The sequence below is a fragment of the Pseudomonas sp. AC172 genome (genome assembly GCF_979258595.1).
This window is the reverse complement of the sequence record NZ_OZ409868.1, coordinates 5,455,001-5,475,891: the sequence shown is the minus strand read 5'-3', so window position 1 is coordinate 5,475,891 and position 20,891 is coordinate 5,455,001. Positions and strand designations below refer to the sequence as shown.

The following is a 20,891-nucleotide window of genomic DNA, read 5'->3' as shown; positions in this document are numbered from 1 at the left end:
GGACCGGTGACGATCGCGTCGCCGCACCGCATACTCGCGCACAGTTGGCTATGCTGCTGACAGCATGACGCTGGTTCATTTCTGAGGGATGCTCAATGTTTTACGTGCAACGCGATGCGCAAGGTCTGTTGATTCGCGTGGAAGCCGCGGCCTACGCCGAGGCCACGGAAACGCTGCCGGCCGACAGCCATGAAATCCAGGCCTGGTTCGCCAACGAAGTGGTGGAAACCAGCCTGAAACAGCTCAAACAGAGCGACTTCGAAATGATTCGGGTACTCGACGACCTGATTCAGGTGCTGACCCAGAAAGGCGTGATCCGCGTCACCGATCTGCCGCCGGCGGCCCAGGCCAAACTGATGGACCGGACCCAGGCGCGTGAGGCGTTGGGTGGGTTGAGCCAGTTGATCGATGAGGATGAGGGCGGGTTGATCTGATCCGCTCAGAATCAAAAGCCCCTCACCCCAGCCCTCTCCCAGAGGGAGAGGGAGCCGATCAAGTTGTCTGGCGCTATACATCGACCTGAAAACCGGGTCGATTATGGATTCAAGACAAATCGCTCACGTCGGCGTACTTCCCGAATATCCCCCAATCAGTCCCCTCTCCCTCTGGGCGGTCCGACGTTTCGGGAGGGCTAGGGTGAGGGTTGCTGCGATGACTCACCGCCAAGGCTTCGGCTCACCCAACAACTGCCCCTGAACCCCATACAAGCCCATCTCGCGAATCACCGACAACTCGCCTTCAGTCTCCACCCGCTCGGCAATCAGCGGCAGATCAATGCTGTGCGCCGCGCGCTGAATCGCCTCAATGAACAGACGCTTGTCACTCTCCTGATCAATCGCTCGAATGTAACTGCCATCGATCTTCAAATACGCCAGCCCCAGCCGCGCCAGGTTGCCGATCATGCTGAAGCGTCCACCAAAGCGTTGCAGGCTCAGTGAGAAACCGAGTTCACGCAGGCGCCGGGTCAACTGCTCCAGCACCGCTTGTTCGGGCAATTGCTCCTCACCAATCTCCAGGGTCAGGCGCGCGCCGAGGTTGGAATGCGCACGCAGAATCTCGAAGACTTTGTTCAGCGCCTGCGGATCAGCGAGGGTCGCCGAGGACAGGTTCAGCGCCAGCGAATCTTCATGTTCTTTCATCTGCTCCAGCACGCGTTCGAGCATCAGGCGATCAAGCCGCGCGGTCCAGCCAAAGCGCTCCAGCCACGGCAGGAAGCGCCCGGCCGGAATGGTCTGGCCCTGATCATCGAGCAAGCGCGAGAGCACTTTGTAATGCAGCACCAGTTGCGTGTCTGCGGCGGCGACCACCGGTTGGAAATACAGCTCGAAACGCTGCTGACTCAAGGCCTGATCGAGCAAGCGGTGCCAGGCGTGATGATCGTCGCCGACATCCGCCGTCAGGCTCTGATCAATGCAGGCCCAGTTCTGCTCACCCTGCCCTTCGGCTTGCGCCAGCGCCTGATCGCCGAGTGTCAGCACTTGTTGCGGCGAATCGCCGTGGGTGAATGGCGCCAGGCCGATCGACGCCACGGCAGCCACGTCGGTCGCACCGGTGGCGTGCAGACTGCTCAAGGCATTGTCGAGGTTCTGCGCCAGTTGCAGCGCTTCTTCACGCACCAGCCCCGGCGCCAGCACGGCGAATTCGCCGCCACGAATTCGCGTGACAAGGTTCTGGGTTTCCGGGTACTTGGCGCATTCGCGGGACAATTGTTCACCAACTGCTTTCAACAGTTCATCGGTGCGCTGACCACCGAGACGCTGGTTGAGCCCGGCCAGATCCTTGACCCGCAACAGCAGCAGATAACCGGAGCTGGCCTGCTCCGGGTTGCTCACGCGATTATTCAACTGCATCTCGAAATAGCGGCGGTTGGCCAACCCCGTCAGGTTGTCCTGATAAGACTCGGCCCGCAGTTTTTCACTGCGCTCGGCCTGCTCCTGGAACAGCGCCTTGAGCTTCTCGACCATCTGGTTCATCGCCTGCACCACCCGGCGCAACTCTGGTGTGCGCGGCAATTGCGGCAGGCTGAGGAACTCGCGACGGGCGATGGCGTGAGACTGCTTGACCATGTAATCCAGCGGCTTCAACTGCCGGCGCAGCAGCAGTGCCCCGAGCACCGCACTCACTGCGCCGCAGATCAGCAACCAACCGAGGCTGCCCAACGCGCTCTGCCACAGCTTGGCCACAGCAAACATCGGATGGCTGACCACCTCGACCCGCGCCGCCTGCTCCCAGCCACGGCTGACCAGCGCGTCGCCACCGGCAGGTTCCAGACCAATCAGTTTGACGAACCAGTCGGGCACGTTAGTGACGGCTGGAATACCGCTGCGCTCGACGATCGTTTGATCGGTTTTCAGATCCACCACGCGGATGCTCGCGTAATAACCGCTGTCGAAAATCGAACTGACCAGCAACTCGACCATGGCCGGGTCGTCGATATTCGGCGTCAGCGACAAGGCCAGCGCCGTCGCGGCGTCCTGCGCGTGGGAACGCAACTGGTTGACGTACTGGGTGCGCGAGCTCTCCAGACTGACCATGAAGCTGCCGGTGAAGGCGACCACCAGGAACAGACAGATAGCGATCAACAGCTGTTTGAACAAAGACATCTGAGCGCGTGCTCCTAGTTAGTCGTCTCGACCGGGAAACCTTCGGCCTGCATTTTCTTCAACACATCCTGCCAGCGTGACAGGCGTTTGGTATCACCGACCTTTTTATTGCCCTTGGCGCCCGGCAGGTACAACCCTTCGGCATTGAAAGAGTAGACCGGGAGCAAATCGGTTCGCTGCGACGCCGGCTGGATCGGGTCGATCAGGCTGTCGAGCACCAGCGGCATGGCATCGGGGGTGGCATAGTACGTCAGCACCATGTGCGCGCGGTTCTGGCGCAGGGCCTTGACGTAGGTGATGCGCAGCTTGTCGCTGGAAACCCCGAGGTGGCGCAGGCTGAAATACTTGGCGATCGCGTAGTCTTCGCAGTCGCCGGCGCCTTTCCATAAGGCTTCGATCGGCGTTTCCCAATAGTCGACCTCGTGCCACAGATCGATGTCCTCGACGTAGCGCACCTGTTTGTTGAAGAACAGGTTCACCACTTTGAGCTTTTCCATCTCGCTGACTTGCTTCTGGGTGGCCAACAGATTTTGCCAGGCATCGATGCGCTGTTGCCCGGCACCCAGCGGCCCGTAGAGCGCCGTGGCTTTGCGGCTGATCGTGGAAAAATCCCAATCGGCATGCAGACCGCCCAGCATGACGCCGGCCAGCAGCAGTGCGCAGCCTAGCCAGCGCAGTGTCCGGGGGATCGCGAAACGTACCGCCACAGCAGGTTTCCGGGGGCAGGAAGGAAAGCGTTTGATGGTGAAGCTTAGCCGGCGAAAAAACAATGGCACCATGAGATCATCGCCGGCGCGCTAGACTTCAGTTGCCAGCGCATTGTTTTACAAGGTTTGACAACCTGTAGAGCAATCACTAGTGTCATTTGGATCCAAATCAGGCCGACATACAGGGTGCGTAGTCGTGACACAGAAGCCCAAACCGCTGCACAGCATTAAAGTCGATGGACCGATTCCTGCGCATCTGGCCCGGTCGGTGATCGAAGAAACCCTGCGTTCGGCAATCCTCGATGGGCGTCTGCCCTGTGGCACGGCGCTACGTCAGCAGGATCTGGCCGATTTGTTCGGTGTCAGCCGCATGCCGGTGCGCGAAGCCCTGCGCCAGCTCGAAGCCCAGGAACTGCTCAGCGTTACTGCGCACAAAGGCGCAGTGGTTGCCCCATTGATTCAAGGCGATGCCACGCAAACCTACGAACTGCGCATCTTGCTCGAATCCGAAGCCATGCGGCAGTCGATTCCGCTGCTGACGGCTGCCGATCACGCCCTCGCGGCCGGTTATATCGAAGAGCTGGAGGCGCAACACGATTACACGGAAATCGGCCGGCTCAACCGTTTGTTCCACATGGCCCTGTACAGCAAGGCGCCCAATAAACGCTTACTGCGCCTGGTCGAAGACGGCCTCAACGAAGAGGAGCGCTTTCTGCGTTTCAACCTTGAGGCCATGGGTCTGGGCAAATTGTCCCAGGACGATCACCGGGCGATGCTGCAAGCCGTCCGTGACCGTGATATTCAACTGTCAATCAAACTCCTTGAGCAGCATCTCAATCGCGGTGTCGACGTGATTACCCGCTATCTCGCCACCCCCGCCGCACAAAGCCGCAAAGCCGCGCGCTGAACGCGCGCCTCCCGCGAATCACCCGCTTACAAATCCCCAAGCGATCTGCCCGACCTCGGGTGGGCGGATCCGCGTGCCCGCTCTAACCTCCTGCGCGCCACCCAGCCCGATATTTGCACCTCGCCAATGAAGAATCGGTCATAGCCGTGGCGGTCATTTACCCGCACTCTTGAACGGCCAACCCCATAAAGAACGGGCGACGCGTCGCACTGACGGCGCAGTCCCCGCACCAGGAACCTACGGAAGGAGCCTTGCCACGGGAAAAAGGAAGTCATGGCGCGGGGTCACGGCCAACTTCCGCCCCTTTTAATCATTCAATTCTTATTACTGGAAAGTTGCTTCGAGTGAGGCATTCACTCTTGTCGATCAATTTTGGCCGTTATTCGCCGAAAGGAGCAACTACGCCCAAATAAAACTTTACTCAAAAGTTTTATCGGAACAACTCAACTTCAAAAAACAGCAAACTTAAAATAATTAAAAATGTACTTGTTAAACACTTTGTCGGTGTATTAGTTTTTCCTCGCCAAGTGTGAATTTCGCCCTTCACCTCGGCATCAGCCCAATGCCTGCGGCACATCAGCAGCGCCTTATGGGCAGACATAACGCCATGTAACAGGTATATCGATCCACATTTACCTATCAGCAAGGAAGGCTGTCGTCCGTCGACAGAAAACAAGTAAGCCGTCGTTCCACTGATTGCGTGTTGTCAGAGCAGTTCCATTTAACATCAACGATAAAGGACATCATGATGCCCACTAAGAACCAACTCGCCCTGAAGAAAGCCGAACTTAGTATTCACCCGATCTTTTCCGAGATCACTTCGTTATCGGTCTTGCGTCGTTTCATGGAAACCCACGTGTTTGCCGTGTGGGATTTCATGTCGCTGACCAAACGCCTGCAGCAGGAACTGACCTGCACGCGTTTGCCGTGGCTACCGCCGCGTGACCCTCACGCCGCCAGGTTGATCAACGAGATCGTTCTGGGTGAAGAATCGGATGATCGCCTGACCAAAGGTCATTACAGCCATTTCGAGTTGTACCTGGATGCGATGCGCGAAATCGGCGCGAGTACCACGGCCGTGGAGCGCTTTGTCGCCCTGCAACAGGAAGGCGTGAGCTATGACGTCGCGCTGCAAAGCGTCGAGGTTGATCCGGCCGCCGCGCAGTTTGTCCGCAACACCTTGCGTACCGCCCTGCATGCACCGGGACACAGCGTGGCGGCGGCGTTTCTGCATGGTCGCGAGAGCGTGATCCCGACCATGTTCCAGCGCATTCTTGACGACTGGGGCATCGGTATCGAGCAGGCGCCGACCTTCCGTTACTACCTGGAACGCCACATCGAGGTCGACTCCGAAGACCACGGCCCGGCGGCGGAGCACCTGCTCGAGCGCCTGGTCGACGGCGATCCGCAACGGGAAGCCGAGGTCTACGCCAGCGCCGTCGCTGCCGTGGAAAGCCGCATCGCCTTATGGGACGGCCTGCGCTTGAGCATGCGGGAACCGTTGGCGGAGGTGGCCCGATGAATGCCGCCGACTATCAATCCTTTGCAGACGCCTGGGAGACCCGCGCGACCATCCGCACACGCCCGCGTCGCGTACTCGAAGACGATGAGCGGCTGATCTACCCGCTCAGCCGCCAACCGCTGGTGCTCAGCGAAACCTTCCTGCGCGAGTGCCCACAGCAGCGTGATTTTGCCTTGGTGCAAACGCTGTACAAATTCATCAATGACGTAGTGATTTTCGAGACGGAAATCGTCGACAAGACCGCCCGCAGCATCGCCAAGAATCGCTTCGCCGTAGGCTTCCCGTTTGCCTGTCGTTACGACGCGATGACCGTGGTGGTCGACGAGGATTACCACGCGCTGGTGGCGATGGATTTCATGCAACAAACGGTGGCAATGACCGGCATCGAGCCGATTCGGTTGCCCGATGAAATCGAGTTGAGCCGGGCGATTCCTGTGGCGGTAGCGCTGGCGCCGGAGCACCTGCGCAGTGCGGTGGAATTGATCTGTGTGGCCATCGCCGAAAACACCGTGACCGGCGATGTAGCCGCGTTCGCCCGCGACGATACGGTCAAGCCGTCGATCAAAGGCCTGATGGCCGATCACTTGCTCGATGAAGGGCGCCATTCGAGTTTCTGGGCGCGAATGGTGCGTATCTATTGGCACACCGCCAGCGCGGCGGATCGAGAAACCATCGCGCAAATCCTGCCGGTGTTCATCGGCCATTACCTGACCAACGACATCCAGAAATCCTTCGATCTTCGCCTGATCGATGCACTGCCGGTCAGCGAGGCCACGCGCCGTTCGCTCAGGGATGAAATGGCCGGGCTGGCGTTCCCGATCAATCGCCACCATCCACTGGTGGGCAACATCGTCAAGTTCTTCCACAACAGCTCGCTGCTCGACACGCCGTGCGTGCAGCACGCCTTGCGTGACTACCTGGTTTGATGAGGAGGCCGACATGAAACGTCTCGACATTTTGCTGATTGGTGCCAGCCAGGCCATGACCGAGCTGGCGCAGGAACTGGAACAACACGGTCATTCATTGCAGCGCAGCGGCGTGGCGGCATCGACGGTGGATTTGATCATCGACGATGGCTTCATTGGTGCGGGTGACTTCTGCGCCATCCCGCACCTGCATCTGCGTTTGGGAGTCGGTGCGCAAAGCGCGGCGGGTTTACCGACACTCGATCTGCTGTGCTTCCTCGGCTCATCCCTGATCAGCCGCGTGCCGGTTGCCGATGAGCCGTCCGGCAACGGTCAGGCCCTGCGCCAGCGAGTGCTGACGCAGGTGGTGGACGAAGTGGCGCTGCTGGTCAGCCGCTTCTCCCGCGACGCCGACTATCTTCAGCAAGCCACACTGGTCAGAACGCCGGATTTCGAGCGGATGGAAAACCTGTTGTTCCTCGACAGACTGGCTTACGTCCATCGCTTCAATGACACGGCCAATTCAGTGCTGCTGCAACAGGCGCAGATCCCGGTGATCGAGCGCCTGCAACAAAGCCTGATCCGTCATGCCGAACGACCGGCGTTGCACCTCGCTGAACAGTCGATCAGCTACCGCCAACTGCACGCCCACAGCCGCGCGATCCAACAGCGCTTGCAGCCCTTCCTTGAGCAGCATCCACAGCCGTGGGTGGTCGGTATCTGTCTGCCGAAAAGCCCGGCGCTGTTCGCCTCGATTCTGGCGATCCTCGGCAGCGGTGCGGTGTACCTGCCGCTGGAGCCGAGCCATCCGTTGCAGCGCCAGCAATACATTCTGCAGAACGCTGGCGCACTGTTGTTGCTGCATGACGGCGAGCATCCACTCAGCACAACCATGGCGGGACTGGATGTCAGTTGTATCGACAGTGCTGAAGCGGATCTCAGCCAACCGTTGATGCGTCAGCAACCCGAACTTGAAGCGCCCTGCATGGCGCTCTACACCTCGGGCACCACCGGGCATCCGAAGGGTGTGTTGCTCAGTCAGGCCAACCTTGCGCACTTCACTGCGTGGTACGCCGATTACGTGCAGTTACAGGCTGAGAGCCGGGTGCTGCAGTTCTCTTCGCTGAGCTTCGATTCGTCGCTGATCGACATCTTCCCAACCCTGCTCGAAGGTGCCGAACTGGTGGTGCCCGATGACACGCAGCGGCGTGATCCGCTGCAACTGGTCGCGCTGATCCGCCGACGGCAACTGACCCACGCATTCCTGCCGCCCGCGCTGTTGAGCATTCTGCCGCTGGAGCAGTTAGAGGGCGTGCAAGTGATGACCGGTGGCGACGTCTGCGAGCCGTTCGTCATCGAGCAACTGACCCGTCAGGGCACGCTGCACAACCTTTACGGTCCGACCGAAGCCACCGTGCTCATCACTGCGCGGCAACTCGAACCCGGCGACAGTAATCGCACACTCGGCGCGCCAATCGCCAACAGTCAGGTGCTGATTCTCGATGATGATTTGCAACCGGTGCCGGAGCACACCGTCGGTGAATTGTTCATCGTTGGCCCCGGCGTCTGCCTCGGTTATCTGAACAACCCACAGCAGACCGCCGAGCGTTATCTGACCCTGAACCTGCCCGACGGCCAAACGCTGCGCGCCTACCGCAGCGGCGACATGGCCAAGTGGGGCGAGCACGGTATCGAGCTGTGCGGACGGCGCGATAACCAAGTGAAGATCCGTGGCTTCCGGGTCGAGCCGGAAGAGATCGAACGTTGCCTGCGCGAGAGCCAGTTGTACCGGCAAATCGCAGTAATGATCGACACTCAGCGACGGATTCTGGCGTTCCTCGCCCAGCCGCAATCGGACACCGCACGCGAAGCACTGAAGGTCCACGCCCGGCAGTTTCTGCCCGACTACATGCAACCCGTGGCGTGGACTGAGCTGCCGAGCATGCCCTTCGCCAGCAACGGCAAGGTCGACCGTAAAGCGCTGCTGGCACTGCCAGTGAGCGTGCAGGACAACGGGCCGAAATGCCTGCCAGCGAATGCGGACGAAGCGCTATTGCTGGAGATATGGGCCGAGTTGCTGGAGCTGCCGAACAGCGATATTTCCACCGACGAAAGCTTCTTCAATCTCGGCGGTCACTCGATCCTGCTGTCGCGAATGTTGCTGCGGCTGCGTGAGGAGTTCGGTCGCAGCATTTCGATCAATCGCTTCATCGAACTGCCGACCATCATCAAACTCGCAACGCTGGTGCGTGGCACCGATGACAGCGCGGTGCTCAGCGCTCAGGCCATGGCCGACGCCGAACGTGTGCTGGAAATCGAACCGCTGCCGATCAGCCGCATGGGCGATGTGCACAAGGTCATCGTCACCGGCGCCAACAGCTTTGTCGGCGTGCACATCGTCGAGGCACTGCTCGGCTGGGGCGCCAGCGAAGTGGCGTGTCTGGTTCGCGATAGCGGTGGGCAAACGGCGGCGCAGCGCTTTACCGAGTCCCTGCGGGAAAACCGCCTGGAGCATCTGGATCTGAGTCGTGTGCGGGTTTACGCGGCAGATATTACGCAGCCGCAGTTGGGCCTGAACGACGAAGACTATCAGCGCCTCGATCGCGAGTTCGGCGCGCTGGTGCACAACGCTGCCAACGTCAATCACGTACTCGATTACGAGTCGCTGGCGGCGGACAACGTCGAGCCGATTTTCGCGCTGCTGCGCTTGTGCGAAGGGCAAAGCAAAAAGGTCTTCAATTTTGTCTCGACACTGTCGGCTTCAAGCACGGTCGATGATGCGGGACGGGTGCTGGAACTGCCCGCCGCGCTGACGCCACCGATCTACATCCGCAACGGCTACAACCTGTCGAAATGGGTCGGCGAGCGCATCCTCGAACGGGCGCGGGAGCGCGGCGTTCGGGTCAATCTGTATCGCCCCGGCAATATCAGTTTCAACAGCTTGAGCGGCGTTTGTCAGCCGCACAAAAACCGTTTGATGTTGATGCTCAAAGGCTCGATTCAGCTCGGCCAGGTGCCGGCCTTCGCACTGAATTTCGACCTGATGCCAGTGGACTTTCTCGCCCGTTTCATCGCCTTCCACGCCAGCCGTTACGCGCCCGAGCGTGCGGTGTTCAACCTGCATAACCCCGAGCCTTTGAGCTGGGACGCCTACGTCGCGTCGTTCCGCGAAACCGGCAGCGAGTTCGCGCTGGTCAGCGTCGCCGACTGGCAACAGCAACTGGGCCGTGTCGACGCCGACAACGCGCTGTTCGGCGTGCTCGGTTTCTACCTCAACGGCTTCGAAGAAGACATCGGTGACATCTCCCTGATCGGCCACGCCAACGCTGAAGCCGGCGTGCAGCAGATGGGCGCGCATTACCCGCAGAAATCCCCGGCGCTGCTGCGTCGCGGCTGCGATTACCTGAAACAAATCAACTTCATCTGAAGCCACAAAAAAGGAGCAACACCATGAGCACTCTGCAACCCGATACCCTGATCAAAAACCCGCATGGCTGCCACGTAGTGTCGTCGGTGGAAGTGCCAGCGGACGCGACGCAAGTCTGGGCGGTGGTCGGCCACTTCGGCGGTTTCGACCGTTTCATTCCGGCGCTGTCGCACATCGAAACAATCGGCGAAGGCGTGTCCTCGCTGCGCAAGAAATGCTTCAAGGATGGCAATGTTGTCGTCGAGCAACTCAACTCCCGCGATGAGCAGGCACGAAGCATGACCTGGACGACGATTTACAACACGTTGGGGGTGGCGAATCTGTGGGCGGCGATGAACGTGGAAGCGCTGGGCGAAGGCAAATCCCGGGCGACCTGGACGATCATTGCCGAGCCGGCTTCGGGGGGGGAAGAGGCGTTGCCAGGGTTCAAGGATTTCGTGCAGGGGTTTGCGGATGATGCGATGGGGAATGTTTTGAAGCTGTTTGTCTAAGGCTTCGGCTTTGCGGTGAATGCACCACCGCTTTCGCGAGCAAGCTCGCTCCCACAGGGTATTGGGTGTTCACACATGTTGTGTTCAACCAAAATCCTGTGGGAGCGAGCCTGCTCGCGAAGAACGATAACGCGGTCTCCAATCTGAAAAATCAGATCTTGAAGCTGTCGACCAACTGCTTCAGGCGGTTAGCCTGCTGCGACAACGCATCACAATCCTTCAACGTCTCGTTGAGGTTGGCCACGCTCTGCTGGTTCAGCAGGTTGATCTGGTTAACGTCGACGTTGAGGGTTTCCACCACGGCGGTCTGCTCTTCAGTGGCCGCTGCCACCGACTGGTTCATCCCGTCGATTTCACCAATGCGCTGAGTCACGCTGACCAAGCGCAAACCGGCCTGGTTGGCCACTTCCACGCTTTGCTCGCTGGAGGCTTGGCTAGCGTTCATGGTGGTCACCGCTTCGCGCGAACCGATCTGCAGCGAGGTGATCATCTTGTGGATCTCTTCCGCCGATTCCTGGGTGCGATGGGCGAGGTTACGCACCTCATCCGCCACCACGGCAAAACCACGTCCGGCTTCACCGGCACGGGCGGCTTCGATCGCGGCGTTGAGCGCCAACAGGTTGGTCTGTTGCGAAATCCCTTTGATCACATCGAGGATGTGGCCGATGTTGTCGGTGCTGGCGTTAAGGGTTTCGATCTGCGTGCACGACAGGCTGATCTTCTGCGACAGCTCGGTCATCGCCTGGATCGTCTGCTCAACCACCTGACGACCGTCATCGGCCTGCTCGCTCGCGCCGCTGGCGTGCTGCGAAGCATCGGCGGCGTTGCGGGCAATTTCCTGCGTGGCGGCGCCCAACTCGTTGATCGCCGCAGCCACGCTGTTGGTCCGCGCACTTTGTTCGTCGGAACCGACGATCGAGGCGTTGGACGACGCCATCACCCGTTGCGACAGGTCATGCACGTGACGGGTCGCCGAGGACACCTCGGAAATCGACGCGTGAATCCGTTCAACGAACTGGTTGAACGCGCTGCCCAATTCACCGAACTCGTCTTTGCTCTCGACCACCAGACGACGGGTCAGATCACCTTCGCCCTGAGCGATATCTTTCATCGCGCGGCCCATGGTGGTCAGCGGACGCATTAGCACGTTGATCAACAGGCTCAGCAGCAGGGCAATCGCGCCGACAGCGACAAACATCGCGATCAGTGCCGACGTGCGGAATTGGCTGAGTGCGGCGTAGGCTTTGTCGCGGTCGATCGACAGACCGATGTACCACTGCGCATTCGGCAGATCGCTGACCGGGGTGAACGACAGAATGCGTTCCTGACCGTTGAGCACGACGTTCTGGTTGCCCTTCTCGATGCGCACGCTGGTGTTCGGATAGATGTCTTTCAGGTTTTTCATGACCTGGTCTTTGTCCGGGCTGACGATCACCTGACCGTCGGCGCTGACCAGGAACGCGTGTCCGAGGCCACCGAAGTCCACCGAGTTGATGATCTTCACCAGGGTTTCCAGGCTCAGGTCACCACCGACCACGCCCAGCAGCTCGCCGTTCTTTTTCACCGGCATGGCGATGGTCACCACCAGCCCGCCGACAGCAGCCATGTACGGCGGCGTCAGCATGGTTTTGTCGGCAGTGACTGCTTGCTTGTACCAAGGGCGCTGACGTGGGTCGTAACCGTCCGGCATCTTCGCGTCAGGACGCTGGGTGAACACACCATTGGCTTGGCCAACGTAGGTGAACTGGAAGTTCGAGGTGAATGCTGGTTGATCGACCAGACCCGGGAAATCCGCGTCCTTGCCCTGATGGGCGACGTTTTGCGCGAGATTTTCCAGCACCAGAATCCGCCCGCTCATCCAGTTCTGCACGCTGCTGGCGGTCAGGTCACCGGCCTGCTGCACGGAAGACTGAAGGTTCTGGCGAATGGTGTTTCGCTGCAGATAGTCGTTGTAGAGGGTGAACAGCGCGAACGCCAGGACCACGACGCCCGAGGCGGCCAACAGGATTTTATGGCTGAACTTGAGATTCATTTCATGGGACTTCTTATGCCAAAAGTGGGGATGCGTTCCGGATGCAACATTCCATGTACAGCGCAGGCAGCGTTCTTCTGGCCGCTCTACTTTGGTGCACGCATGTCTCACCAGTCTGTCGGCACGTGTCGGAGAAATCTTAGGGCTGAGCGGGAAATGGATGGCATTTCTGCCGGATTCCCGCCGAACGGCGTGCCAGAGCGTTCGCCCCGATGTTTTTCAGTGCTGATGTTCGGGTGGCAGTTGCAAATTTCGTATCCCTTGATGACAATGCGACTAATTATCATTTGTGACGTTCGCGTTCATGTCCTCACCTGAGTTTGCAGTACAGGCGCTTTACAGTAGTCATCACGGCTGGCTCAACGCTTGGCTGCGCGCGCGGCTGGGTAATGCGGCGGATGCGGCGGATCTGGCCCAGGACACTTTCCTGCGTCTGCTGCAACGCACCGAACGCCTCGAACTCAAAGCACCCCGCGCCTTCCTGCGCACGATTGCGCGTGGGCTGGTGATCGATCATTGGCGCCGTGAGGAAATCGAACGTGCCTACCTCGAAACGATCGCCCATTGGCCTGAAGCAGAAACACCGAGCGCCGAAGCCCGGGCGCTGGTGATCGAACTGCTGGAAAGCATCGCGCGGATGCTTGAAGGACTGAAGCCAAAAGTGCGTCAGGCCTTTCTGCTGGCGCAGTGCGAAGGTTTGACCCACAAGCAGATTGCCGAACAGATGGGGCTGTCGTTGCGTTCGGTTGAGCGTTACGTCGCCGATGCGCTCTATCACTGCTACGTACTGCGGTACGAAAGCTGATGCCGGTGGATAATCTTTCTCTTGGCCGTCGCACCGAGCCGCAGCAAAAGGTGGTCAAGCAGGCCATTCACTGGCTGTTGCGACTGCGCAACAATCACGGCAATCCGCGCCTGAACCGCCAGTGCGAACAGTGGCGTGCCGAACACCATGAGCACGAACTGGCCTGGCAACGGGTGCAGTCGCTGCAAGCAGAACTGAGTAACAATCTGCGCGCGGTACCTGGTGCGCAAGTGGCGTTCAATACGCTGGAAAACAGCGCGCAGGGTTTGGGCCGGCGACAGGCGTTGAAGCTACTGTCTGGCGCATTGCTGATGGGGTCCGCCACATGGCTGGCCAAGGATACTGCCGCGTGGCAACAATGGAGCGCCGATTACGCTACGGCGACGGGCGAGCGGCGCGGCTTCCAGTTGCCGGACGGTACCCGGATCGAGTTGAACACTGCCAGCGCCGTGGATCTGGATTACACGGCGCAACAGCGCCTGATCAAACTGACTCGCGGCGAGATCATTGTCACGTGTGGTGGCTCCGACGAGGGCGCGCCGTCTGATCGGCCGCTGCGTGTACAAAATCGTCACGGGACTTATGAGCCCGCCGATGCCCGGTTCATCCTGCGTCAGGAACATGATTGCACGCGGCTCAGCGTCACCCAAGGCCAGGTTGCCATCCACTCCGGCGGCACTTCGGTAGAAGCACTCGCCGGGCAGAGTTATCTGATCGACCACCACCAGGTACGCCCGGCCCCGAAGCTGGATATGGACGCTGGTGCCTGGGTCGATGGTTTGATCGTCACGCGCAATATGCGTCTGGGTGATTTTCTCAGCGAAGTCAGCCGTTATCGTCAGGGCTTTCTGAGTTGTGCGTCTGACGTTTCCGAGTTGCGCCTGTCGGGCGTATTTCGCCTGGAAGACACCGACAAACTGCTGGCAATTCTGCCGCAGACATTGCCGGTGCAATTGCGCTATCGCACACGCTGGTGGGTGACGCTGGAGCGCGTCGCCTGAAATTATTTTGGCGGGTTTTCGCAGCTGGTCCGGCTTAGTCAGTAAGCACTTCAACTCAAGCGTTTGCGACTTCCTACGGAAACCTACAATGACTGTCCGCGCCACCTGTAAGAACCCTCTGAATTTCACTGCCGAATCGGGACTGCTGCGCCACGCTATTCGCGCGGCGCTGTTTTCGACTGCGCTGGGCGTTGGTGTGATGCCTGCTTTAAGCATCGCGGCGACGCCCGCTGGCAGTGAAGTCAGCCATCGCTACAACGTGGCTGCGGGCCCTCTCGGTGAGGCGCTGAATCAGTTTGCCCGTCAGGCCGGCATCACGTTGTCGATGACCCCGCAGCAGACTCAGGGCCTACAATCGCCGGGCGTTCAGGGCGAATATTCAGCCGATCAAGCACTGAGCCATTTGCTCGGCGGCTCGGGTCTGGAAGCGGTCAGTCAGGACGGCAGCAGCTACGTCCTGCGCCCGCTCGCTGAGAACGAAGCGCTGGCCTTGCCGACCACCGACATCAAAGGCTTCGCCCTCGGCAACGCCTTGGGCAGCATGGACGGCTACAACGCCACTCACAGCCAGATCGCCACCAAGACCAGTACCGCGTTGCTGGAAACCTCACAGAGCGTGTCCGTGGTCACTCGCGAGCAAATGGACGACCAAGGCTCGCAAACCGTTTCCCAAACCATGCGCTATACACCCGGCGTGCTGACCAATCCCTACGGCGCCACTCACCGATACGACTATGTGGCCATGCGCGGTTTCAACGACGGCTCGGTGGACAATATTTACCTCGACGGCCTCAAGTCGATGGGCGACAGCGGCACTTACAGCACCATGCAGGTCGATCCGTATTTCCTTGAGCGCGTGGACATCCTCAAGGGCCCCTCGTCGGTGCTGTACGGCCGCAGTTCGCCGGGCGGCCTGGTGGCACTGACTAGCAAGAAACCGTTATATGAGGCTTACCATCAGGTGCAAGCGACGGTGGGCACTCAGGGCCAGCGTGGGGTCGGTTTTGACTTCAGCGGTCCGGTCGATGACGACAAGCGTATCGCCTATCGTCTGACCGGGTTAACGGATCAATCCGACACGCAATTCGACCACAACAAGGAAAAGCGCTTCGCCTTCGCACCCACGCTGAGTATCGATTTCAGTGAAGACACTTCGCTGACCTTGCAGGCTTATCTGCAACACGATCCGGATGGCGGCTACCACGGCGGTGTACCGGCCGACGGCACCATTCATCAACGTAATGGCAAGCGCATCTCTCCACACTTCTTCGAAGGCGAGCCGGGTGTCGATGGCTATTCGCGTGATCAGCAGTCGTTCGGTTATCAATTTGAGCACCGCTTCAACGACGTCTTCACCGCGCGGCAGAACTTCCGCTACCTCGACTCCAAGGTGAACATGGATCAGGTCTACGCCTACGGCTGGACCTCACCGACCAGCGACGAGCTGAACCGCTATTACACCGGAGGGGATGAGCGTCTGCATGCGTTTATCGTCGACAACATGCTCCAGGCTGAATTTTTCACCGGCGCGACCAAACACACGGTGCTCATCGGCGCTGACTATCAGCGGCGCAAAACCGTGGTCGACTGGACCAGCGGCGGCCTTGCACCGATCAATGCGTTCAACCCGGTGTACGGCAACTCAGCGATCGATATGTATGGCGAGACCCGTTACCTGCGCCGTCTGGAGCAGACCGGGATTTATCTGCAAGACCTGATCGAGATGGACAAGTGGCGCTTCTCGCTGGGCTTGCGTCAGGACTGGGTCGAGACTTCGGACGAAAACCGTATCGCTGAAGCCGGACGTCCGGTCGGCACGGAAATCAATGATCGACGCACCAAGCTCACTGGCCGTGCCGGCGCGTTGTATCTGTTTGATAGCGGCTTGGCGCCTTACATCAGCTACTCCGAGTCGTTTAACCCAAACTCCTATGCCGACAGTGCAGGTAACCCGCTGGCACCTACCGACGGAACACAATGGGAAGTCGGTTTGAAGTACCAGCCGCCGGGCACTGACAACCTGTTCACCGCCTCGCTGTTCCGCATCGATCAGGAAAACCTGGCGACCAAGCTACCGCAGGAAAACTTCTATCGCGCGGTGGGGGCTGTGCGCTCCCAAGGCCTGGAACTGGAAGCGCACATGCAGTTGACCGATAACCTCAAAGTCCTCGGCAGCTACACCTTCACTGATATCGAATACTCGAAGTCGATGGTCAGCACCTTGAGTACGCCGACAAACGTAATCGAGAACAAGGGCAACTCGCCGACGCAGGCCCCGCGTCATATGGCGTCGTTGTGGGCGGACTACAAGTTCGACAACGCGGCACTCGATGGCCTGCGACTCGGCGGCGGCGTGCGTTATGTCGGCTACAGTTGGGCGGATGCGGAAAACACCCTGAAGGTGCCTTCCTATACGCTGTTCGATGCCTCGATTGGCTATGACTTGGGCAAGGTCGGCTTGAAGGGCGTTGATGTGCGTCTGAATGCGAACAACCTGACCAATGAATCCTACGTTGCTTCCTGCGCGAGCCTGAACTTCTGCTACATGGGCGAAGAGCGCAACGTGGCGGCGACGGTCAGCTACCAGTTCTAAGCCTTTTGTCCTGTGCATAAAAAAGCCAGCCCCTGAATGTTCAGGGGCTGGCTTTGTCGTTTCTGTGGGGAAATTCTCATGCGTGCGTTTTTGGTGTTGTTGCACCGTTATATCGGCCTGGCCACGGCAGTGTTTTTGCTGCTCGCGGGACTTACCGGAAGCATTCTTGCGTTCAATCATGAATTGGATGAATGGTTGAACCCGGAGTTTTATGCTGCCTCCGCGCAGGGCTCTCGACTGCCGCCGGGTGAATTGGTTGATGCGTTGCAATCTGCGCATCCGAAGCTGCAGGTCTGGTACATGGAGTATCCGCATGAGGCGGGGCATACCGCTTTGCTGGCGGCCGTTCCACGTAATGATCCGGCGACGGGTAAGCCATTCGACGAACGTAATCAGGTGTTTTATCTGGACCCGGTGAGTGCTGAGCAAAAGGGCCAGCGGTATTGGGGTGGGTGCTGTTTTCAGCGGGAGAATTTTGTCCCGTTCATTCTTGAATTTCACTACAACCTGACGTTGCCGGGAAACTGGGGATTGTTATTGATGGGCTTGGTTGCCGTTGCCTGGGTGATCGATTGTTTCGTTGCGCTTTGGCTGACGTTGCCGCGTGGCAAGCCGTTCTGGAAGAAGTGGTCGACCGCCTGGAAGGTCAAGGGAGGGCACGTCTATCGGCTCAACTTCGACCTGCATCGCGCAGGGGGATTGTGGCTGTGGCTGTTGTTGCTGCCGATCGCCGTCAGCAGCGTGGCGATGAACTTACCGAGTCAGGTGTTCAAGCCTGCGGTTTCGTTGTTTTCACCGATTGAGCCGAGCGTCTATGAGGCTCGGGGGCGTATGTCGCCCTCGTCGTTGGGGGTGACGCAACTGAGTTATCAACAGGCATACGAGAGGGCGTTACAGGAGGGGAAAAGGTTAGGACTGACAGCGGCGATCGGGGAGTTGTATTACAGCTTTGAGTACAACTTCTACGGCGCAGGATTTGGACAGCATGACACCGAAGCGCATGGCAAATCTTGGTTGTTCTTTCATGGTACGGATGGGCGGTTATTAGGGCAGGAGATTGCTGGGCAGGGAACGTTGGGGGAGCGGTTTTATCGGTTGCAGTTACCGATACATGGAGGACGGATCATTGGAGTTACAGGTCAGCTAATGATCGCGGTGTTAGGTATTTTGATTGCGGGTTTGTCGGGGACTGGCGTCTACATCTGGTGGCACAAATGGCAGGCTCGGCGCATCAGCAAGGCGCGTAAAGCTGTTTGATCAATGATTATGTGAGCCCTGAAATAACAAAACCCCTGTTTGCGTTAGCAGACAGGGGTTTCGGAATTTAATCTTGACGATGACCTACTCTCACATGGGGAAACCCCACACTACCATCGGCGATGCATCGTTTCACTGCTGAGTTCGGGATGGGATCAGGTGGTTCCAACGCTCTATGGTCGTCAAGAAATTCTGTATCTGACTCGTCAACACGGTAACGAGCCAGCAAAAACGGTTACTTCTACTAAAACAAAACCCCAACTGCTTTCGCAATTGGGGTTTCGGAATTTAATCTTGACGATGACCTACTCTCACATGGGGAAACCCCACACTACCATCGGCGATGCATCGTTTCACTGCTGAGTTCGGGATGGGATCAGGTGGTTCCAACGCTCTATGGTCGTCAAGAAATTCGGGTACTGAGTCGTGACCAGATGGCCTCGCTTCAGCAAATTGGGTATGTGATAGTTTTCGGTGTTTTGTGAGTCTTTCGAACTTTCGGTTCGTTTCGTCTTCACACACCGCAATCTGGTTGCTCTGGTTTAGAGAGCCGACGCAAATTGCTTGGGTGTTATATGGTCAAGCCTCACGGGCAATTAGTATTGGTTAGCTCAACGCCTCACAGCGCTTACACACCCAACCTATCAACGTCGTAGTCTTCGACGGCCCTTCAGGGAACTCAAGGTTCCAGTGAGATCTCATCTTGAGGCAAGTTTCCCGCTTAGATGCTTTCAGCGGTTATCTTTCCCGAACATAGCTACCCGGCAATGCCACTGGCGTGACAACCGGAACACCAGAGGTTCGTCCACTCCGGTCCTCTCGTACTAGGAGCAGCCCCTCTCAAATCTCAAACGTCCACGGCAGATAGGGACCGAACTGTCTCACGACGTTCTAAACCCAGCTCGCGTACCACTTTAAATGGCGAACAGCCATACCCTTGGGACCGGCTTCAGCCCCAGGATGTGATGAGCCGACATCGAGGTGCCAAACACCGCCGTCGATATGAACTCTTGGGCGGTATCAGCCTGTTATCCCCGGAGTACCTTTTATCCGTTGAGCGATGGCCCTTCCATACAGAACCACCGGATCACTAAGACCTACTTTCGTACCTGCTCGACGTGTCTGTCTCGCAGTCAAGCGCGCTTTTGCCTTTATACTCTACGACCGATTTCCGACCGGTCTGAGCGCACCTTCGTACTCCTCCGTTACTCTTTAGGAGGAGACCGCCCCAGTCAAACTACCCACCATACACTGTCCTCGATCCGGATAACGGACCTGAGTTAGAACCTCAAAGTTGCCAGGGTGGTATTTCAAGGATGGCTCCACGCGAACTGGCGTCCACGCTTCAAAGCCTCCCACCTATCCTACACAAGCAAATTCAAAGTCCAGTGCAAAGCTATAGTAAAGGTTCACGGGGTCTTTCCGTCTAGCCGCGGATACACTGCATCTTCACAGCGATTTCAATTTCACTGAGTCTCGGGTGGAGACAGCGCCGCCATCGTTACGCCATTCGTGCAGGTCGGAACTTACCCGACAAGGAATTTCGCTACCTTAGGACCGTTATAGTTACGGCCGCCGTTTACCGGGGCTTCGATCAAGAGCTTCGCGTTAGCTAACCCCATCAATTAACCTTCCGGCACCGGGCAGGCGTCACACCCTATACGTCCACTTTCGTGTTTGCAGAGTGCTGTGTTTTTAATAAACAGTCGCAGCGGCCTGGTATCTTCGACCGGCATGAGCTTACGGAGCAAGTCCTTCACCCTCACCGGCGCACCTTCTCCCGAAGTTACGGTGCCATTTTGCCTAGTTCCTTCACCCGAGTTCTCTCAAGCGCCTTGGTATTCTCTACCCAACCACCTGTGTCGGTTTGGGGTACGGTTCCTGGTTACCTGAAGCTTAGAAGCTTTTCTTGGAAGCATGGCATCAACCACTTCGTGTTCTAAAAGAACACTCGTCATCAGCTCTCGGCCTTAAGATCCCGGATTTACCTAAGATCTCAGCCTACCACCTTAAACTTGGACAACCAACGCCAAGCTGGCCTAGCCTTCTCCGTCCCTCCATCGCAATAACCAGAAGTACAGGAATATTAACCTGTTTTCCATCGACTACGCTTTTCAGCCTCGCCTTAGGGACCGACTAACCCTGCGTCGATTAACGTTGCGCAGGAAACCTTGGTCTTTCGGCGTGGGTGTTTTTCACACCCATTGTCGTTACTCATGTCAGCATTCGCACTTCTGATACCTCCAGCAAGCTTCTCAACTCACCTTCACAGGCTTACAGAACGCTCCTCTACCGCATCATCCGAAGATGATACCCGTAGCTTCGGTGTATGGTTTGAGCCCCGTTACATCTTCCGCGCAGGCCGACTCGACTAGTGAGCTATTACGCTTTCTTTAAAGGGTGGCTGCTTCTAAGCCAACCTCCTAGCTGTCTAAGCCTTCCCACATCGTTTCCCACTTAACCATAACTTTGGGACCTTAGCTGACGGTCTGGGTTGTTTCCCTTTTCACGACGGACGTTAGCACCCGCCGTGTGTCTCCCATGCTCGGCACTTGTAGGTATTCGGAGTTTGCATCGGTTTGGTAAGTCGGGATGACCCCCTAGCCGAAACAGTGCTCTACCCCCTACAGTGATACATGAG

The 20,891-nt window shown here is 58.2% G+C and carries 13 protein-coding genes and 3 rRNA genes (1 of these 16 cut by a window edge); 10 read left to right on the top strand and 6 right to left on the bottom strand.

Going from position 1 to position 20,891, the window contains the following annotated elements:
* The first annotated feature begins 95 nt into the window (after nucleotides 1-95).
* The gene (locus ACZ0A4_RS24840; RefSeq protein ID WP_007918987.1) at nucleotides 96-434 is read left to right on the top strand and encodes a hypothetical protein; all 339 of its coding nucleotides are present in this window, start codon (nucleotides 96-98) and stop codon (nucleotides 432-434) included.
* Nucleotides 435-656: 222 nt separating this feature from the next.
* Here the strand turns inward: ACZ0A4_RS24840 and lapD are convergent, their stop codons facing one another.
* Together lapD and lapG are read right to left on the bottom strand one after the other, a co-directional pair.
* Nucleotides 657-2,603 carry a cyclic di-GMP receptor LapD gene (gene lapD, locus ACZ0A4_RS24835; protein WP_463576683.1) on the bottom strand — a complete coding sequence of 649 codons (1,947 nt, stop codon included), beginning with the start codon at nucleotides 2,601-2,603 and terminating at the stop codon, nucleotides 657-659.
* 14 nt (nucleotides 2,604-2,617) lie between these two features.
* Entirely contained in the window at nucleotides 2,618-3,310 is a 693-nt protein-coding gene (lapG, locus tag ACZ0A4_RS24830; protein ID WP_095113878.1) for a cysteine protease LapG, read from the bottom strand.
* A 196-nt stretch (nucleotides 3,311-3,506) separates the two neighbouring features.
* Between lapG and ACZ0A4_RS24825 the strand changes: the two genes are divergently transcribed.
* The 5 genes from ACZ0A4_RS24825 to ACZ0A4_RS24805 all read left to right on the top strand — a co-directional run bounded on the left by ACZ0A4_RS24825 (nucleotide 3,507) and on the right by ACZ0A4_RS24805 (nucleotide 10,562).
* Nucleotides 3,507-4,217 (top strand): GntR family transcriptional regulator, encoded by a 711-nt coding sequence (locus tag ACZ0A4_RS24825; protein WP_463576682.1) that lies wholly within the window; start codon nucleotides 3,507-3,509, stop codon nucleotides 4,215-4,217.
* A gap of 745 nt (nucleotides 4,218-4,962) precedes the next feature.
* On the top strand, nucleotides 4,963-5,739 hold the full coding sequence (locus ACZ0A4_RS24820; protein WP_463576681.1) for a DUF3050 domain-containing protein: 777 nt from the start codon (nucleotides 4,963-4,965) through the stop codon (nucleotides 5,737-5,739).
* Nucleotides 5,736-6,665 (top strand): diiron oxygenase, encoded by a 930-nt coding sequence (locus ACZ0A4_RS24815; protein ID WP_463576680.1) that lies wholly within the window; start codon nucleotides 5,736-5,738, stop codon nucleotides 6,663-6,665. The genes ACZ0A4_RS24820 and ACZ0A4_RS24815 overlap by 4 nt, the downstream gene beginning before the upstream one ends.
* 13 nt (nucleotides 6,666-6,678) lie before the next feature.
* Nucleotides 6,679-10,071: a non-ribosomal peptide synthetase gene (locus ACZ0A4_RS24810; protein WP_463576679.1), complete on the top strand. Its 3,393-nt coding sequence runs from the start codon at nucleotides 6,679-6,681 to the stop codon at nucleotides 10,069-10,071.
* 23 nt (nucleotides 10,072-10,094) lie between these two features.
* Nucleotides 10,095-10,562, top strand: coding sequence for an SRPBCC family protein (locus tag ACZ0A4_RS24805; protein WP_463576678.1), 468 nt, complete (start codon nucleotides 10,095-10,097; stop codon nucleotides 10,560-10,562).
* Nucleotides 10,563-10,713: 151 nt separating this feature from the next.
* On the opposite strand, the gene ACZ0A4_RS24800 is transcribed toward ACZ0A4_RS24805, so the two are convergent.
* Nucleotides 10,714-12,594 (bottom strand): methyl-accepting chemotaxis protein, encoded by a 1,881-nt coding sequence (locus ACZ0A4_RS24800; RefSeq protein ID WP_463576677.1) that lies wholly within the window; start codon nucleotides 12,592-12,594, stop codon nucleotides 10,714-10,716.
* 304 nt (nucleotides 12,595-12,898) lie between these two features.
* Between ACZ0A4_RS24800 and ACZ0A4_RS24795 the strand changes: the two genes are divergently transcribed.
* The 4 genes from ACZ0A4_RS24795 (at nucleotide 12,899) to ACZ0A4_RS24780 (ending at nucleotide 18,250) form a co-directional block, all read left to right on the top strand.
* Nucleotides 12,899-13,399, top strand: coding sequence for a sigma-70 family RNA polymerase sigma factor (locus tag ACZ0A4_RS24795; protein ID WP_463576676.1), 501 nt, complete (start codon nucleotides 12,899-12,901; stop codon nucleotides 13,397-13,399).
* On the top strand, nucleotides 13,399-14,400 hold the full coding sequence (locus ACZ0A4_RS24790) for a FecR domain-containing protein (RefSeq protein WP_463576675.1): 1,002 nt from the start codon (nucleotides 13,399-13,401) through the stop codon (nucleotides 14,398-14,400). The genes ACZ0A4_RS24795 and ACZ0A4_RS24790 overlap by 1 nt, the downstream gene beginning before the upstream one ends.
* Nucleotides 14,401-14,488: 88 nt before the next feature.
* Nucleotides 14,489-16,993 carry a TonB-dependent siderophore receptor gene (locus ACZ0A4_RS24785; protein WP_463576674.1) on the top strand — a complete coding sequence of 835 codons (2,505 nt, stop codon included), beginning with the start codon at nucleotides 14,489-14,491 and terminating at the stop codon, nucleotides 16,991-16,993.
* Between the two features lie 78 nt (nucleotides 16,994-17,071).
* Nucleotides 17,072-18,250 (top strand): PepSY-associated TM helix domain-containing protein, encoded by a 1,179-nt coding sequence (locus ACZ0A4_RS24780; RefSeq protein WP_463576673.1) that lies wholly within the window; start codon nucleotides 17,072-17,074, stop codon nucleotides 18,248-18,250.
* Nucleotides 18,251-18,321: 71 nt separating this feature from the next.
* Here ACZ0A4_RS24780 and rrf (ACZ0A4_RS24775) read toward each other — a convergent pair.
* The 3 genes from rrf (ACZ0A4_RS24775) to ACZ0A4_RS24765 all read right to left on the bottom strand — a co-directional run.
* Nucleotides 18,322-18,437: ribosomal RNA gene (rrf, locus tag ACZ0A4_RS24775) — 5S ribosomal RNA — on the bottom strand.
* A 105-nt stretch (nucleotides 18,438-18,542) separates the two neighbouring features.
* Nucleotides 18,543-18,658 (bottom strand): 5S ribosomal RNA (gene rrf, locus ACZ0A4_RS24770).
* A 167-nt stretch (nucleotides 18,659-18,825) separates the two neighbouring features.
* Nucleotides 18,826-20,891: ribosomal RNA gene (locus tag ACZ0A4_RS24765) — 23S ribosomal RNA — on the bottom strand (it continues 828 nt past the right edge of the window).

What these genes read in the sequence shown, in the direction of transcription:
- ACZ0A4_RS24810 (WP_463576679.1), top strand. Translation starts at nt 6,679, where the DNA reads ATGAAACGTCTCGACATTTTGCTGATTGGTGCCAGCCAGGCCATGACC.
- ACZ0A4_RS24800 (WP_463576677.1), bottom strand. Translation starts at nt 12,594, where the DNA reads ATGAATCTCAAGTTCAGCCATAAAATCCTGTTGGCCGCCTCGGGCGTC.
- ACZ0A4_RS24820 (WP_463576681.1), top strand. Translation starts at nt 4,963, where the DNA reads ATGATGCCCACTAAGAACCAACTCGCCCTGAAGAAAGCCGAACTTAGT.
- ACZ0A4_RS24805 (WP_463576678.1), top strand. Translation starts at nt 10,095, where the DNA reads ATGAGCACTCTGCAACCCGATACCCTGATCAAAAACCCGCATGGCTGC.
- ACZ0A4_RS24780 (WP_463576673.1), top strand. Translation starts at nt 17,072, where the DNA reads ATGCGTGCGTTTTTGGTGTTGTTGCACCGTTATATCGGCCTGGCCACG.
- ACZ0A4_RS24815 (WP_463576680.1), top strand. Translation starts at nt 5,736, where the DNA reads ATGAATGCCGCCGACTATCAATCCTTTGCAGACGCCTGGGAGACCCGC.
- lapD (WP_463576683.1), bottom strand. Translation starts at nt 2,603, where the DNA reads ATGTCTTTGTTCAAACAGCTGTTGATCGCTATCTGTCTGTTCCTGGTG.
- ACZ0A4_RS24795 (WP_463576676.1), top strand. Translation starts at nt 12,899, where the DNA reads ATGTCCTCACCTGAGTTTGCAGTACAGGCGCTTTACAGTAGTCATCAC.
- ACZ0A4_RS24790 (WP_463576675.1), top strand. Translation starts at nt 13,399, where the DNA reads ATGCCGGTGGATAATCTTTCTCTTGGCCGTCGCACCGAGCCGCAGCAA.
- ACZ0A4_RS24785 (WP_463576674.1), top strand. Translation starts at nt 14,489, where the DNA reads ATGACTGTCCGCGCCACCTGTAAGAACCCTCTGAATTTCACTGCCGAA.
- ACZ0A4_RS24840 (WP_007918987.1), top strand. Translation starts at nt 96, where the DNA reads ATGTTTTACGTGCAACGCGATGCGCAAGGTCTGTTGATTCGCGTGGAA.